13 protein-coding genes are annotated in these 16402 nt (G+C 69.9%); 1 reads left to right on the top strand and 12 read right to left on the bottom strand.

Annotation, left to right across the window (positions count from 1 at the left end; genetic code table 11):
• Positions 1-398 precede the first annotated feature (398 nt).
• On the top strand, positions 399-3536 hold the full coding sequence (ileS, locus tag AB0J04_RS03535) for an isoleucine--tRNA ligase (protein WP_363166705.1): 3138 nt from the start codon (positions 399-401) through the stop codon (positions 3534-3536).
• 187 nt (positions 3537-3723) lie between these two features.
• Here the strand turns inward: ileS and AB0J04_RS03530 are convergent, their stop codons facing one another.
• The 12 genes from AB0J04_RS03530 to murF form a co-directional block, all read right to left on the bottom strand.
• The gene (locus tag AB0J04_RS03530; protein WP_363166704.1) at positions 3724-5028 is read right to left on the bottom strand and encodes a DivIVA domain-containing protein; all 1305 of its coding nucleotides are present in this window, start codon (positions 5026-5028) and stop codon (positions 3724-3726) included.
• A 52-nt stretch (positions 5029-5080) separates the two neighbouring features.
• Entirely contained in the window at positions 5081-5365 is a 285-nt protein-coding gene (locus AB0J04_RS03525) for a YggT family protein (protein WP_037668845.1), read from the bottom strand.
• A gap of 61 nt (positions 5366-5426) precedes the next feature.
• The gene (gene sepF, locus AB0J04_RS03520) at positions 5427-6068 is read right to left on the bottom strand and encodes a cell division protein SepF (protein WP_363166703.1); all 642 of its coding nucleotides are present in this window, start codon (positions 6066-6068) and stop codon (positions 5427-5429) included.
• 127 nt (positions 6069-6195) lie between these two features.
• The gene (locus tag AB0J04_RS03515; protein WP_363166702.1) at positions 6196-6915 is read right to left on the bottom strand and encodes a YggS family pyridoxal phosphate-dependent enzyme; all 720 of its coding nucleotides are present in this window, start codon (positions 6913-6915) and stop codon (positions 6196-6198) included.
• 6 nt (positions 6916-6921) lie between these two features.
• Complete coding sequence (gene pgeF / locus AB0J04_RS03510) at positions 6922-7650, bottom strand: peptidoglycan editing factor PgeF (protein WP_363166701.1); 729 nt, start codon at positions 7648-7650, stop codon at positions 6922-6924.
• Entirely contained in the window at positions 7647-8843 is a 1197-nt protein-coding gene (gene ftsZ, locus AB0J04_RS03505) for a cell division protein FtsZ (protein WP_363166700.1), read from the bottom strand. The genes pgeF and ftsZ overlap by 4 nt, the downstream gene beginning before the upstream one ends.
• 278 nt (positions 8844-9121) lie before the next feature.
• On the bottom strand, positions 9122-9925 hold the full coding sequence (locus AB0J04_RS03500; RefSeq protein ID WP_363166699.1) for an FtsQ-type POTRA domain-containing protein: 804 nt from the start codon (positions 9923-9925) through the stop codon (positions 9122-9124).
• 27 nt (positions 9926-9952) lie between these two features.
• Positions 9953-11050, bottom strand: coding sequence for an undecaprenyldiphospho-muramoylpentapeptide beta-N-acetylglucosaminyltransferase (gene murG, locus AB0J04_RS03495; RefSeq protein ID WP_363166698.1), 1098 nt, complete (start codon positions 11048-11050; stop codon positions 9953-9955).
• Positions 11051-11056: 6 nt separating this feature from the next.
• Complete coding sequence (gene ftsW, locus AB0J04_RS03490; protein WP_363166697.1) at positions 11057-12421, bottom strand: putative lipid II flippase FtsW; 1365 nt, start codon at positions 12419-12421, stop codon at positions 11057-11059.
• A 93-nt stretch (positions 12422-12514) separates the two neighbouring features.
• Positions 12515-13933, bottom strand: a complete 1419-nt coding sequence (gene murD / locus AB0J04_RS03485) for a UDP-N-acetylmuramoyl-L-alanine--D-glutamate ligase (RefSeq protein WP_363166696.1) — start codon at positions 13931-13933, stop codon at positions 12515-12517.
• Positions 13915-14988, bottom strand: a complete 1074-nt coding sequence (mraY, locus tag AB0J04_RS03480) for a phospho-N-acetylmuramoyl-pentapeptide-transferase (protein WP_363166695.1) — start codon at positions 14986-14988, stop codon at positions 13915-13917. Before mraY ends, murD begins: the two co-directional genes overlap by 19 nt.
• Positions 14985-16400 (bottom strand): UDP-N-acetylmuramoyl-tripeptide--D-alanyl-D-alanine ligase, encoded by a 1416-nt coding sequence (gene murF / locus AB0J04_RS03475; protein WP_363166694.1) that lies wholly within the window; start codon positions 16398-16400, stop codon positions 14985-14987. The genes mraY and murF overlap by 4 nt, the downstream gene beginning before the upstream one ends.
• Positions 16401-16402 lie beyond the last annotated feature (2 nt).

Raw genomic sequence — 16402 nt, 5'->3', positions numbered from 1 at the left:
ATCCAACCACCATTCGGGGCATCCCGACCCTTGCCGCCACCCCCGCCCGGGGGCCAGGGCAAACCGGTCGGCCTCCGTCGTCGTGGAGCCGTACACTGGGCGCAGCGAAAAGCATGGATGGGGACGAGTAGCGGCGCACGCAGCCCAGAGCGACCCGGGGACGGTGGAAGCCCGGGGGCCCGCACGACGCGAAGATCACCCCGGAGCCGCCGGAAGAAGACCCGCCGAGGGTTGGTAGAACCGGCATCGCGACCCCAATGAGGGGGCTCACCGGCGCGCAGGGCGCACCGGAGGGCCAAGGAGGGTGGTACCGCGGGAGCGCGCCGCAGAAGGCGTAGACAGGCAACAAGGCTCTCGTCCCTCCGACGGAAGGCAGTACGTCCGCCGGAGGAAGATCGATGACGCAGTACCGCCAGGTGCCCGCCCAGGTCGACCTGCCCGCCCTCGAGCACGCGGTGCTCGACTTCTGGCGCGAGCAGAAGATCTTTGCCAAGAGCCTGGAGCAGTCCGAGGGCCGCCCCGAATGGGTGTTCTACGAGGGTCCGCCCACCGCCAACGGCATGCCGGGCGCCCACCACATCGAGGCGCGCGTCTTCAAGGACGTCTTCCCCCGCTTCCGCACCATGCGCGGCTACCACGTGGCCCGCAAGGCCGGCTGGGACTGCCACGGCCTCCCGGTGGAGCTGGCCGTGGAGAAGGAGCTCGGCTTCTCCGGCAAGCAGGACATCGAGGCGTACGGCATCGCCGAGTTCAACGCCAGGTGCCGGGAGTCCGTGACCCGGCACACCGACGCCTTCACCGACCTGACGACCCGCATGGGCTACTGGGTCGACCTCGACGACGCGTACCGGACCATGGACCCGGAGTACGTCGAGTCCGTCTGGTGGTCGCTCAAGGAGATCTTCGACAAGGGCCTGCTGGTCCAGGACCACCGCGTCGCCCCCTGGTGCCCCCGCTGCGGCACCGGCCTCTCCGACCACGAGCTGGCGCAAGGGTACGAGACGGTCGTCGACCCCTCCGTGTACGTCCGTTTCCCGCTCACCTCCGGTCCGCTCGCCGGCGAAGCCGCCCTCGTGGTCTGGACGACGACCCCCTGGACACTGGTCTCCAACACGGCCGTGGCCGCGCACCCCGAGGTCACCTACGTCGTGGTGACCGACGGCGAGGAGAAGCTCGTCGTGGCCGAGCCGCTGGTCTCCAAGGCGCTCGGTGAGGGCTGGGAGACCACCGGTCAGAGCTTCACCGGCGCCGAAATGGAGCGTTGGTCCTATCAACGTCCGTTCGAGCTGGTGGAGTTCCCGGCGGAGGCCCACTACGTGGTCAACGCCGAATACGTGACGACCGAGGACGGCACGGGTCTGGTCCACCAGTCCCCCGCGTTCGGCGAGGACGACCTCAAGGTCTGCCGCTCCTACGGTCTGCCGGTCGTGAACCCGGTCCGCCCCGACGGCACCTTCGAGGAGTCCGTCCCCATGGTCGGCGGCGTCTTCTTCAAGAAGGCGGACGAGCAGCTCACCGAGGACCTCCAGCAGCGCGGCCTCCTGTTCAAGCACATCCCCTACGAGCACAGCTACCCGCACTGCTGGCGCTGCCACACCGCGCTGCTCTACTACGCGCAGCCGTCCTGGTACATCCGCACGACGGCCGTCAAGGACCGCCTCCTCCAGGAGAACGAGAAGACCAACTGGTTCCCGGACACGGTCAAGCACGGCCGCTTCGGCGACTGGCTGAACAACAACATCGACTGGGCGCTGTCCCGCAGCCGCTACTGGGGCACCCCGCTGCCGATCTGGCGCTGCGAGGACGACCACCTCACGGTCGTCGGCTCCCGCGCCGAGCTCACCGCGCTGACCGGCGAGGACCAGTCCGAACTGGACCCGCACCGGCCGTACGTCGACGCCGTCGCCTTCGGCTGCCCGCAGGATGCCTGCGCGAAGACGGCCACGCGCGTGCCGGAGGTCATCGACGCCTGGTACGACTCGGGTTCGATGCCGTTCGCGCAGTGGGGCTACCCGTACAAGAACAAGGACCTGTTCGAGTCCCGCTACCCGGCGCAGTTCATCTCCGAGGCCATCGACCAGACCCGCGGCTGGTTCTACACGCTGATGGCCGTCGGCACCCTGGTCTTCGACAAGTCGTCGTACGAGAACGTCGTCTGTCTCGGTCACATCCTCGCCGAGGACGGCCGCAAGATGTCCAAGCACCTGGGCAACACCCTGGATCCGATCCCGCTGATGGACCGGCACGGCGCCGACGCCGTCCGCTGGTTCATGGCGGCCGGCGGCTCCCCGTGGGCGGCCCGCAGGGTGGGCCACGGCACCATCCAGGAGGTCGTCCGCAAGACGCTCCTCACGTACTGGAACACGGTCGCCTTCCAGGCGCTGTACGCCCGCACGTCCGACTGGGCGCCGAGCGAGGCCGACCCGGCCCCGGCCGACCGCCCCGTCCTGGACCGCTGGCTGCTCTCCGAACTCCACGCGCTCACCGACCAGGTGACGCAGGCTCTGGAGGCCTACGACACCCAGCGCGCCGGCAAGCTGCTCTCGGCGTTCGTCGACGACCTGTCCAACTGGTACGTCCGCCGCTCCCGGCGCCGCTTCTGGCAGGGCGACAAGGCCGCGCTGCGCACTCTGCACGAGGTCGTCGAGACGGTCACCAAGCTGATGGCCCCGCTGACCCCGTTCATCACCGAGCGGGTCTGGCAGGACCTCGTCGTGCCGGTCACCCCGGGCGCCCCGGACTCCGTCCACCTGGCCGCCTGGCCGGAGGCGGACCTGTCCGCGATCGACCCGGAGCTGTCGCGCCAGATGGTCCTGGTCCGCCGTCTGGTGGAGCTGGGCCGCGCCACGCGCGCGGAGTCGGGCGTCAAGACCCGCCAGCCGCTGCGCCGCGCCCTGATCGCCGCCACGGGCTTCGACACCCTCGACCGCGAACTGCACGCGCAGATCACGGAGGAGCTCAACGTCGAGTCCCTGGCGTCGCTCTCCGAGGTGGGCGGCAGCCTGGTCGACACGACCGCCAAGGCCAACTTCCGCGCCCTGGGCAAGCGGTTCGGCAAGCGCGTCCAGGACGTCGCCAAGGCCGTCGCGAACGCCGACGCGGCCGCGCTGTCCCTCGCCCTGCGCGAGGGCACGGCGTCGGTGGAGATCGACGGCGAGACGATCGCCCTCGCCCCCGACGAGGTGATCATCACGGAGACCCCGCGCGAGGGCTGGTCGGTCGCCTCCGACTCCGGCGCCACGGTCGCGCTGGACCTGGAGATCACCGAGGAGCTGCGTCGCGCGGGCCTGGCCCGTGACGCGATCCGGCTGATCCAGGAGGCCCGCAAGAACAGCGGCCTCGACGTCGCCGACCGCATCGCGCTCCGCTGGACCGCGACCGACCCGGGAGCCGTCGACGCCCTGTCCGGCCACGCCGGCCTCATCGCCGACGAGGTCCTCGCCACGGACTTCGCCCAGGGCGAGGCGGACGACACGTACGGCGCCCCGTTCACGGACGAGGGCCTGACGCTGACGTTCCGCCTGCGCAAGGCGTAAGCACCACGAGGGCCCGGCTCCCCCCAAGGGGAGTCGGGCCCTCCGCTGTGCCGCCTGCTCCCCCACTGGACACCGCCGTCACCACTGTCAACATCGTCAACACGCGTAAAAAGGGCGGGACCCCGGATTTTCGATCCGGGGTCCCGCCCTTTGAACGCTGCCGACGCCTAAGGCGTACTAGTGGCCGTCAGTTGTCGTCCTCGTCGATGAGGAAACCGCGCATCGGCGAGGGGGCCTGGCCCATCGGCGACGGGCCCTGCGGCCGCACCGGAGCCATCGGCTGGGTCATCGCCGGGGACATCTGCTGCTGCTGACCGCCGTAGGACGGAGCGGCCGGGCTCGGAGCGCCCATGCCCGGGTTGCCGCCGTAGGACGGGGCGCTCGCGCCTGCCGGAGCCATGGAAGGCGCCGGGGACGGCGGCAGAGAGGCCGTGGCCGGAGTGCGCGGCGGAGCGAGCGAGTCGTCGGCCTGGGTCTCCAGCTGACGCAGCTGGGACTCGAGGTAGGACTTCAGACGCGTCCGGTACTCGCGCTCGAAGCCACGCAGGTCCTCGACCTTGCGCTCCAGCGTCGCGCGAGCGGACTCCAGGGAGCCCATGGCCACGCGGTGCTTCTCCTGCGCGTCCCGCTCCAGGGCGTCGGCCTTGGCACGGGCGTCACGCTCGAGACCCTCGGCACGCGAACGCGCCTCGCCGACGATCTTGTTGGCCTCGGAACGGGCCTCGGCGATCGCCTGGTCGGCGGTCTGCTGGGCCAGCGAGAGGACACGAGCGGCGCTGTCGCCACCGGGACCCTGACCGGGGCCGCCCATCGGACCGCCCATCGGGCCACCCATCTGCTGCTGCATGGGCGGGCCGCCCATCGGACCCTGACCCATGGGGCCCTGACCCATGGGGCCCTGACCCATCTGTCCCTGGCCCATCTGTCCCTGGCCCATCGGACCCTGACCCATCTGGCCCTGGCCCATCTGGCCCTGCGGACCGCCCTGACCACCGCCGGGACCGGCGGGCAGCTGCGGCGCACCGCTCGGCAGCTGGGGCGGGCCACCCATGGGGCCACCCATCTGCTGCTGCGGCGGGCCCGATATGCCAGCGGGCACCGGAGCGCCGGGACCGCGCATACCCTGCGGAGGCATGCCCTGGGGAGGCATCCCCTGCTGCGGCATCCCCTGCTGGGGCATTCCGCCCTGCTGCATCCCGCCTTGCTGCATGCCACCCTGTTGCATGCCGCCTTGCTGCATCCCGCCCTGCTGCGGCATGCCACCCTGCTGCTGGTCCTGCTCCGGCGGCTTGCGCATGTTCTGCTGGTTCTGGGCAGCAGCGCGCGTGGCAGCGGCCAGTTTGGCGCGCAGATCCTCGTTCTCGCGGAGCAGGCGGGTCAGTTCGGCTTCGACCTCGTCGAGGAAGGCATCGACCTCGTCCTCGTCATAGCCTTCTCGGAGGCGGACGGTCGTGAACTGCTTGTTCCGCACGTCCTCGGGGGTCAACGGCATCTCTTCACCTCAACGTAGTCGTCGGCATCGGCAAGACGGTAGTTCACATCGCTCACAGCCGGCTCACGATCGAGATCAGGATGTAGACGATGATCATCAGTACGAAGAAGGACAGGTCGAGCGCCACGCCCCCGAGACGCAACGGCGGGATTACCCGCCGCAGAAGCTTGAGCGGTGGATCGGTGACAGTGTAGGTGGCCTCCAGAACGACCACCATCGCCTTGCCGGGCTGCCATGAGCGGGCGAACTGGAAGACGTAGTCCATGACCAACCGGAAGATGAGCACGATGAGGAAGACCATCAGCGCGATGTAGATGACATCAAGGACCACGCTCATGTTCGGTGTTTCCCTCTCCCCTGTTCCGTGCTGCTCTGTACTGCTTTTCCGGTCTTGCGTCTCAGCTCTGGTTGAAGAACCCGCCCTCTGCGATGCGGGCCTTGTCCTCCGCCGTGACATCGACGTTAGCAGGCGACAACAGGAACACCTTCTGCGTCACCCGCTCGATGCTGCCGTGAAGACCAAACACCAAACCGGCCGCAAAGTCGACAAGTCGCTTCGCGTCTGTGTCATCCATCTCAGTCAGATTCATGATCACCGGGGTGCCCTCGCGGAAGTGTTCCCCGATGGTACGGGCCTCGTTGTAGGTCCGGGGGTGAAGTGTGGTGATCCGGTACGGCTCTCGTTCCGACACGACCTTGGGCATGATCACCGGTGCGTTCTTCTCCAGGGACTGACGTTCTTGTGTGATGGATGCCACGGGCGCGATGCGCGCCGGACGTCCGGATTCCGCGACCGGCGAAGCGGATCGGGCCACCGGCTCACGCGGAGCGGGCGGCTGTACGATTCGCACCTCTTCGCCCCTTTGGGACTGGTGTGCACCGTGGGACTGGTGCACCGGCTCGTGACGCCGGTGGTCCCGCTCGGGCTCAGGGTCGAGCTCGGGTTCGAAGTCGTCGTCGGGGTCGAAGCCCCGGCCGTCGTACCCATCGTCCTCCACGAGGCCGAGGTAGACCGCCATCTTGCGCATCGCGCCGGCCATGCTCTGAGTCCTCCGCTCTGTGGTGGATCGACTTTCGACTGCCAAGTCCCGCGATCCACGTGGCCCTTGTGTCGCCTCTCGGCGGTAATGACCATATTTTCTGCTGTGGTCCGACTTCCTGGCGACGTTACCCGAGCCTGGGGCGGACGCCGAGTACCGCGGTGCCGACGCGTACATGTGTCGCTCCGGCCGCCACGGCCTCCTCGAGGTCCGCACTCATCCCTGCCGACACCATGTTCGCAGCCGGACGGACTCTGCGCAGGTCGGTCGACAAATCCATCAACCGCCCGAATGCTGCCCGTTGCCGTCCGGCGTACTCCCCGGTCAGAGGTGCGACGGTCATCAGTCCGTCAAGCCGCAACCCCGGGGAGCCGGCGACGAGCTCCGCCAACTCCTCGATGCCGCCCGGGGCCACGCCGCCCCGCTCCCCGCGCTCGCTCAGCCCGGCGTCGAGGGCCACCTGGATCAGGCAGCCCAGCTCACGGCCGGCCCGCACGGCCTCCTTCGACAGGGCCGTCACCAGCCTCGCGCGGTCGACCGACTGCACGATGTCCGCGTAACCGACCACGGAGCGCACCTTGTTGGTCTGCAGCTGGCCGACGAAGTGCCACCGCAGCGACAGGTCGGAGCAGTCGGCCGCCTTCGGGGCCGCGTCCTGGTCCTTGTTCTCGGCGACGTCGCGCACGCCGAGCTCGGCGAGGATCCGCACATCGCTCGCCGGGTAGGTCTTGGTGACCACGATCAGGGTCACCTCCTCCCGCTTGCGACCGGCGGCCGCGCACGCGGCGGCGATGCGCTCCTCCGCCTTCGCCAGGTTTCCGGCGAGTTCGTCCCTACGGTCCGTCATGCCCCATCAGTCCAGCCAGACATATCCCGCGAGTCGCCCCGTGGAGCGGTCGCGGCGATACGAGAAGTGATCCTTCGACTCCCGAGTGCACACCGGCGACCGCTCCCGGTCGCGCACCCCGAGCCGGTCGAGCTGCGCGTGCACCCCGGCGGCCACGTCCACCGCGGGCGTGCCCCAGCTCGTCTCGGCGTGCGCCGCCGGCTCGACGGCGGCCACCTCGGCGCGCATCTCCTCCGGCACCTCGTAGCACCGGCCGCACACGGCGGGTCCGGTGCGGGCGACGATCCGGGCGGGGTCGGCGCCGAGCGACTCCATCGCGTCGACGGCGGCGGGCACGATCCCCTTGACCATGCCGGGCCGTCCCGCGTGAGCGGCGGCGACGACACCGGCGACGGGGTCGGCGAGCAGCACCGGCACGCAGTCCGCCGTCAACACGGCGAGGGCGAGTCCACGGGTCGCGGTCACCAGGCCGTCGACCGGCGGGGTGAGCCGGGTGGTCCAGGGGCCCTCGACCTCGGCCACGTCGTCGCCGTGCACCTGGTTCATCCAGACGACCCGGCCCGGATCCAGCCCCAGCGACTTGGCGGCCAGCTCACGGTTGACGCGTACGGCGTCGGGGTCGTCGCCGACCGCGCCGCCGAGGTTGAGCTCCTCATACGGAGCGGCGCTCACCCCGCCCCACCGGTCGGTGAAGGCGAAGTGCGCGCCGCTCACGCTCTCGCGCTGTCCTATCACTTCAGGAAGTCCGGCACGTCCAGCTCCTCGGCCGCGCTGTCCGAGTAGGACCGCGACGGCGGCACCGGCGGGGAGACCGGGAGGTCGGCCACCGGCTCGGGGGCCGGCTCCGGCTCCTCCTTCGGCGTGACGCTGCCGAGCGAGCCGAAGGACGGACGGTTGTCGGACTGCCGTACCGGAGTGGGCTCGTCGCGGCGGGCCGAGGCCGAGGACGAGCCGATGACGGTCTCCCGGCGGGCCGGAGGCTGCCCGCCGTCGAAGCCGGCCGCGATGACGGTGACCCGGACCTCGTCCCCGAGCGCGTCGTCGATGACCGCGCCGAAGATGATGTTGGCCTCGGGGTGGGCGGCCTCGCTGACCAGCTGGGCGGCCTCGTTGATCTCGAACAGGCCGAGGTCGGAGCCGCCGGAGATGGAGAGCAGGACGCCCCGGGCGCCGTCGATGGAGGCCTCCAGGAGCGGCGAGGAGATCGCCATCTCGGCGGCGGCCACCGCGCGGTCGTCGCCGCGGGCCGAGCCGATGCCCATGAGGGCCGAACCGGCCTCGGACATGACCGACTTGACGTCGGCGAAGTCGAGGTTGATCAGACCGGGGGTGGTGATCAGGTCGGTGATGCCCTGGACGCCGGAGAGCAGGACCTGGTCGGCCGACTTGAAGGCGTCGAGGACCGAGACCTGGCGGTCCGAGATGGACAGCAGCCGGTCGTTGGGGATGACGATGAGGGTGTCGACCTCTTCGCGGAGTTCGGCGATGCCGTCCTCGGCCTGGTTGGCGCGGCGCCGCCCTTCGAAGGTGAACGGGCGGGTGACCACGCCGATGGTGAGGGCGCCGAGGTTGCGGGCGATGTTGGCCACGACGGGCGCGCCGCCGGTGCCGGTGCCGCCCCCCTCGCCGGCCGTCACGAAGACCATGTCGGCCCCCTTGAGGACCTCCTCGATCTCCTCGCGGTGGTCCTCGGCGGCCTTGCGGCCGACGGCCGGGTTGGCGCCGGCGCCGAGTCCGCGGGTCAGTTCGCGGCCGACGTCGAGCTTGACGTCGGCGTCGCTCATCAACAGCGCCTGCGCGTCGGTGTTGATGGCGATGAACTCGACGCCCTTGAGACCGACCTCGATCATCCGGTTGATGGCATTGACACCACCGCCGCCGACACCGATGACTTTGATGACTGCGAGGTAGTTCTGCGGTGCTGCCACGTCGAAGGCCTCTCGCCTCGAGTTACGTGTCGTCGCCTCACATGGTGATGCGATCCGACGACTGATGCCGAATGGGACGGTCCGTTTCGCCGACCCGAACCCTAACGCTGAAGTTTAGGGTTACCAGTGTGTCTGTTCCTTGAAGTCTTCTGAACAGGACACTAAGTCGACAAGTGGCGCCCGTTCAACGAACACGCCGAACCTCCCGTTTTTCTTTTCACCCTATGTGATCAGCCGTGTCGCTGCCCAACCAGGGTGCTGGCCTGCGCGGATGTGCGTCAACTCCCTGATGACGCAGGGGCGGTGGGAGCACTGACATCGAAGTGCCGCGCGTCCGGGGCGGCTTTCATGAGAGCGGTGAGTGCACGCCCCTTCGCGGCGCCCCGCTCGGCGCTCCCCCACGCCACCGTGCGACCGCCGGTCAACTCCAGCGAGATGTCGTCGTAGGAAACGACCTTGACGAGGCGGGTGTCGCGGGCGACGGCGGCCGGGAGGGAGCCGGCCGCCTCGACCGCCTCCCGCACCAGCCGGCCCTCGCCGAAGCGGCGCAGGCTCGCGGCGGCGGAACGCGAGGACGAAACGGCCATTTCCAGAAGAGGAACGCCTTTCGGAGCCTCGGAAACCGTGGCGAAACGGACGCCGTCGTCGTCCACTTCCATGAACTTCGACCCCTTTTGGACCAGCAGAACCGGAGTCCGCTCGGTCACTTTCAGGCCGATTCCATGAGGCCAGGAACGGACCACGTCAACGGAGTCGATTCGGGGCAATTCCGTACGCAATCGCGCCTCGATCGCATCCGTGTCGACGGAAATCATCGGCGATCCGACCGGTACGGCGGCGGCTTCGCGCACCTGCTGCGGCGTCAGCACGCTCGTGCCGGAGACGGCGACGCGCTGAACCCGCAGCCACTGCGAGCCGTACAACACCCAGACGCCGCCCGCCCCGAGGAGCACGACGACCAACGCAAGAATGATGATCGTACGAAGCCTGCGCGGCCCCAGCCGTCCCAACCGCCGGACGAGGGGCGGGCCGGAGGACTCCTGCTGACGTGCACCGCGCTCGGCGGTGGCGGATCCGGCCACGCTCCCCTGTCCTTTCGTCAAACGTGCCTATCGGCGTGCACGGGAGGCGGCGATCGCCTCGTACACCATGCCGACGAGCAGGTCGTCGGCGTCACGCCGGCCGAACTCGCTGGCGGCGCGGGACATCTCGTACAGCCGGTGCGGGTCGGCGAGCACGGGCAGGACGGTCTCCCGGACCCACTCGGGGGTCAGTTCCGCGTCGTCGACCAGCAGTCCGCCGCCCGCCTTGACCACCGGCTGGGCGTTCAGCCGCTGTTCGCCGTTGCCGATGGGCAACGGGACGTAGGCGGCCGGGAGCCCGACGGCGGAGAGTTCGGCGACGGTCATCGCGCCCGCGCGGCAGAGCATCATGTCGGCGGCGGCGTACGCGAGGTCCATCCGGTCCACGTACGGTACCGGGATGTAGGGGGGCATCCCCGGCATCTGCTGCACGTGCGGCATTTCATTCTTCGGGCCGACCGCGTGCAGGATCTGGATGCCGGCCTGCTGGAGCCAGGGCGCGACCTGCTGGACGACCTCGTTGAGGCGACGCGCGCCCTGCGAGCCGCCGGAGACCAGCAGCGTGGGCAGGTTCGGGTCGAGCCCGAACATCGCACGGGCCTCGGGGCGCGCGGCCGCGCGGTCCAGGGTGGCGATGGAGCGGCGCAGCGGGATGCCGATGTAGCGGGCGTCCCGCAGCTTGCTGTCGGGCGTGGAGACGGCGACCCGGGCCGCGTAGCGCGAGCCGATCTTGTTGGCCAGCCCGGGGCGGGCGTTGGCCTCGTGGACCACGATCGGCACGCCGAGGCGCTTGGCGGCGAGGTAGCCGGGCAGGGCCACGTAACCGCCGAAGCCGACGACGCAGTCCGCCTTGGTGCGCTCCAGGATCTGCTCGGCGGCCTTGATCGTGCCGCGCAGTCGGCCCGGGACGGTGATCAGCTCGGGGGTGGGCTTGCGCGGCAGCGGCACGGCGGGGATCAGCGCGAGCTCGTAGCCCCGCTGCGGAACGAGCGTGGTCTCCAGGCCGCGCTCCGTGCCCAGGGCCGTGATCCCCACAGTGGGGTCCTGCCTGCGCAGGGCGTCCGCGAGGGCGAGCGCGGGCTCGATGTGGCCGGCGGTCCCCCCACCAGCGAGTACGACATGCACCGAAATTCACCGCTCTCCGGACGGGCGCGCCGCCGAGGCACGCCGTCGCATCGTGTTCCATCTCCGGGCGCTCCGAACGAACGCAGAGCTCCCGGTCCCCCGCTTTCTACCAAAACGGGGGTGGCGCATCGCAAGCGCCGCCCGCGCAGCGGGCTCGTCGCGTGCGAAGGCGATCAGCAGCCCGATGGCGAACATGGTCGGCAGCAGGGCGGAGCCCCCGTAGGAGAACAGCGGGAGGGGCACGCCGGCGATCGGCAGCAGGCCGAGCACCGCACCGATGTTGATCACCGCCTGAGCGGTGATCCACGTGGTCACGCCTCCCGCGGCATACCTCACGAAGGGGTCCTCCGTGCGTCCGGCCACGCGGATACCCGCATAGCCTAGAGCCGCGAACAGGGCGAGCACCGACAGCGTCCCCGCGAGACCCAGTTCCTCACCGGTGACGGCGAAGATGAAGTCGGTGTGCGCTTCGGGGAGTTGCCCCCATTTCTCCACACTCGCCCCGAGCCCCGAGCCGAAGATCCCGCCGGAGGCCAGGGCGTAGATCCCGTGCACGGCCTGCCAGCAGGCGTCGCCCGGACCGGGGTCGGTCGCGCCGATGCACTGCAGCCGGGCCATGCGGTTCGGGCTGGTCTTGATGAGGATCACGCCGATCGTGGCGGCGACCGCGAGCACCCCGGCGAACAGCCTGGTCGGCGCGCCCGCCAGCCAGAGCAGGCCGAACAGGATCGCCGTCAGGATGATCGCCGTGCCCATGTCGCCGCCGAGCATGATCAGCCCGAGCAGCAGGAAGGCGACCGGCACCAGCGGCACCAGCATGTGCTTCCACTGGGTCAGCAGCTTCTTGTCCTGCTTGCGGGCGAGCAGGTCGGCGCCCCACAGCACCAGCGCGAGCTTGCCGAACTCGCTGGGCTGGATCTGGAAGGAGCCGCCGAGCGAGATCCAGTTCTGGTTGCCGTTGACCGACATCCCTATCCCGGGCACCTGCACCAGCGCCATCATGAAGACGGCGCCGGCCAGGATCGGGTAGGCGAGCGCGCGATGCAGCTTCACCGGCATCCGGGACGCGACGAGCAGCAGCACGCCCCCGATGGAGGCGGCCAGGAACTGCTTGCGGAAGAAGAAGGAGCCCGGCAGCGACATCTGGAGCGCGGTGATCTGGGACGCCGAGTAGACCATCACGAGGCCCAGCACGGTGATCAGCAGGCTGCCGCCGAAGATCAGGTAGTAGGCGGTCAGCGGCCGGTCCCAGGCCTTGCGGGCCCGCGTGTACAGGCGTCGCAGCGGGTTGTCGCGGCGCGGCCGGGAGGTGGCGGAGGGTCTCCGGACGGTCCGCTGGACGGGCGGACGCCCGGTGCGGCTACCGGGCATCCGGTGCTCCGCTGCACGCGGCTCGTCCGCTGCATGTCGGCCCTGACGGTCCCACGCGTCCCTCCCAAGGTCGCCCGGCAGGCGGCGGCCGGGTCAGGCGCCGAGTTCGCGAGCCGCAGAGGCGAACGCGTCACCGCGCTGGTTGTAATTGGCGAACATGTCCATGGACGCACAGGCCGGGGCCAGCAGCACCGTGTCGCCTTCGACGGCGAGGCGCCGAGCCTCCTGGACAGCCGCGAGCATCGCCCCAGTGTCGGTCCGGTCGAGGTCGACGACGGGTACTTCCGGGGCGTGTCGCGCCAGGGCTTCTCGGATCAGGGCGCGATCGGCGCCGATGAGCACGACCCCGCGAAGTCGCTTCGCCGACTGGGCGACCAGTTCGTCGAAGGTCGCGCCCTTGGCCAGGCCGCCCGCGATCCAGACGATCGACTCGTAGGCCGCCAACGAGGCTTGTGCCGCATGCGTGTTGGTCGCCTTGGAGTCGTCGATGTACGCGACGCCGTCCACGTCCGTCACATGGGCGATGCGGTGGGCGTCCGGGGTGAAGGCCCGCAGGCCGTCCCGGACGGCCTTGGCGGGCACCCCGAAGGCGCGGGCGAGGGCCGCCGCGGCAAGGGCGTTGGCGATGTTGTGCGGGGCGGGCGGGTCGACGTCGGAGACCGCGGCGAGTTCCTGGGCGTTCTTCTGCCGGTTCTCGACGAAGGCGCGGTCGACCAGGATGCCGTCGACGACGCCGAGTTGGGAGGGCGCGGGCGCGCCGAGGGTGAAGCCGACGGCCCGGCAGCCCTCCTCGACGTCCGCCTCGCGCACCAGGTCCTCGGTGGCCTTGTCGGCCACGTTGTAGACGCAGGCGACCCGGTTGCCCTCGTAGACGCGCCCCTTGTCCTTGGCGTACGCCTCCATGGAGCCGTGCCAGTCGAGGTGGTCGGGGGCGAGGTTGAGGACGGCGGCCGAGTGGGCGCGCAGGGAGGGCGCCCAGTGCAGCTGGTAGCTGGAGAGCTCCACGGCGAGGACGTCGTACCGCTCCTCGCCGAGCACCGCGTCCAGGAGCGAGACGCCGATGTTGCCGACGGCGGCCGTGCGCAGGCCGGCCGCCTTCAGGATCGACGTCAGCATCTGGGTGGTGGTCGTCTTGCCGTTGGTGCCGGTGACGCAGAGCCAGGGAGCCGCGTCGGGTCCCCTGAGCCGCCAGGCGAGTTCGACGTCGCCCCAGACCGGCACGCCGGCTGCGCGGGCCGCTGTGAAGAGCGGCTTGTCGGGCTGCCAGCCGGGGGCGGTGACGATGAGTTCGGTGCCTTCGGGCAGGGTCGCCCCGTCGCCGAGGCGCACGGTGACGCCCAGTGCCTCGAGCTCGGCGGCCTGTTCACGCGCGCGTGCGTCGTCGCCGTCGTTGACGACCGTGACCTTCGCGCCGAGCCCGTGCAGCACCTTGGCCGCCGGGACGCCGGAGACGCCGAGCCCGGCGACGGTGACGTTCTTCCCCTGCCAGTCGGTCACTTTTCTGCTGCCCATCCCGCGTAGAAGAGACCCAGTCCGACGATCACACAGATCCCCTGGATGATCCAGAAGCGGACCACGACAAGGACTTCGGACCAGCCCTTGAGTTCGAAGTGATGCTGGAGTGGCGCCATCCGGAAGACCCGCTTGCCGGTGAGCTTGAAGGAGCCGACCTGGATGACCACCGACATGGTGATGAGGACGAACAGTCCGCCGAGGAGCGCGATGAGCAGCTCGGTGCGGGAGCAGATCGCGAGGCCCGCGAGCACACCGCCGAGCGCCAGCGAACCGGTGTCGCCCATGAAGATCTTGGCCGGCGACGTGTTCCACCACAGGAAGCCGAGGCAGGCACCCATCAGCGCGGAGGCGATGACCGCGAGGTCCAGCGGATCGCGCACCTCGTAACAGGCGCTCGGGTTGGTCAGCGTCTCGCCGTTGGCGCAGGACTCCTGGAACTGCCAGACGCCGATGAACGTGTACGCGCCGAAGACGAGGACGGAGGCGCCGGTGGCGAGGCCGTCCAGACCGTCCGTCAGGTTCACGCCGTTGGACATCGCGAGGATCATGAACAGCGCCCAGACCACGAACAGCACCGGTCCGATCGTCCAGCCGAAGTCCGTGATGAACGACAGCTTGGTGGAGGCCGGGGTGTTGCCGCGCGAGTCGGAGAACTGCAGCGAGAGCACCGCGAAGGTGATGCCGACGATCAGCTGGCCGGCCATCTTCGCCTTGGCCCGCAGACCCAGCGAACGCCGCTTGACGATCTTGATGTAGTCGTCGAGGAAACCGACCAGGCCCATGCCGCACATCAGGCCCAGCACCAGCAGACCGGTGTAGGTCGGCGGCTTGCCCGTGATGACCTTGGACAGGAAGTACGCGGCGATCGTCGCGAAGATGAAGGCGATGCCGCCCATCGTCGGCGTACCGCGCTTGCTGGCGTGCTCGCGCGGGCCGTCGTCGCGGATGTACTGGCCGTAGCCCTTGCGGGCCAGCAGCTTGATCAGCAGCGGAGTGCCGACCAGCGTCAGGAAGAGACCGATCACACCCGCGAACAGGATCTGATTCATCATCGGGCGGCGACCTCACCCTCGGCCCCGGTCGCGAGCAGCGCCTGCGCGACGCTCTCGAGACCGACCGAACGGGACGCCTTCACGAGTACGACGTCCCCCGGGCGCAACTCGCTGCGCAACAGGTCGACAGCCGCCTGTGCGTCGGACACGTGCACCGACTCCTCACCCCACGAACCCTCGTTATATGCGCCCAGTTGCAGCCAGGCGGCTTCCCTGCCCCCGACCGCGACGAGCTTGCCGACATTGAGCCGGACGGCGAGCCGTCCGACCGCGTCGTGCTCGGCGAGCGCCTCGTCCCCGAGCTCGGCCATCTTGCCGAGCACCGCCCAGGTCCGCCGCCCCTTGCCCATGGCCGCAAGCGCGCGCAAAGCGGCTCGCATGGACTCGGGGTTCGCGTTGTAGGCGTCGTTGACGATCGTCACGCCGTCCGGGCGCTCGGTGACCTCCATCCGCCAGCGGGAGAGGGAGCCCGCCTCGGAGAGTGCGGTGGCGATCTCTTCCACGGACATGCCCAGCTCATGGGCGACGGCGGCCGCGGCGAGCGCGTTCGACACGTGGTGCTCACCGTACAGGCGCATGGTCACGTCGCTGCACCCGGAGGGTGTGTGAAGGCTGAAGGCGGGCTGTCCGCTGTCCGTGAGTCGCACGTTCTCGGCGCGTACGTCCGCTTCGCCGGACTCTCCGAAAAAAACCACCTTCGCCTTGGTACGGGAGGCCATGGCCCGGACCAACGGGTCGTCGGCGTTGAGGATCGCCGTGCCGCCCTCTGCGGCCGGGGGCAGGCTCTCGACGAGCTCGCCCTTTGCCTGTGCGATCTGTTCGCGGCCGCCGAACTCGCCGATGTGGGCGGTGCCGACGTTCAGCACGAGGCCGATCCTCGGAGGCGTCAGATCGGCGAGGTAGCGGATGTGGCCGATGCCGCGGGCGCCCATCTCCAGCACGAGGAACTTCGTCTCCTCGGTTGCGGACAGGGCCGTCAGCGGCAGGCCGATCTCGTTGTTGAGCGAACCGGGCGTGAAGACGGTCGGCGCCTTGCGCCTCAGCACCTGCGCGACGAGGTCCTTGGTGCTGGTCTTGCCGGCCGAGCCGGTGAGCGCGACGAGCGTCGCGCCGAGCTTGTGCACGACGTGCCGGGCGAGGGCGCCGAGCGCCGTCTGGACGTCGTCCACGACGATCGCGGGGACGCCGACCGGGCGCGAGGCCAGTACGGCCGCCGCACCCGCCTCGACGACCGCGGCCGCGTAGTCGTGGCCGTCCACCCGTTCGCCCACGAAGGCTACGAAGAGGCTGCCGGGCTCCACCTCGCGGGAGTCCCGGACGACCGGTCCGGTGACCTCCACGGACGTATCCGGTATGTCGTGCGTCTGCCCGCCGACGACTGTTGCGATCTCGGCGAGGGAGAGGGCGATCACAA

The sequence above is a fragment of the Streptomyces sp. NPDC050263 genome, from assembly GCF_040655955.1.
GTDB lineage: Bacteria > Actinomycetota > Actinomycetes > Streptomycetales > Streptomycetaceae > Streptomyces.
This window is presented reverse-complemented; position numbering and strand designations above follow the sequence as displayed.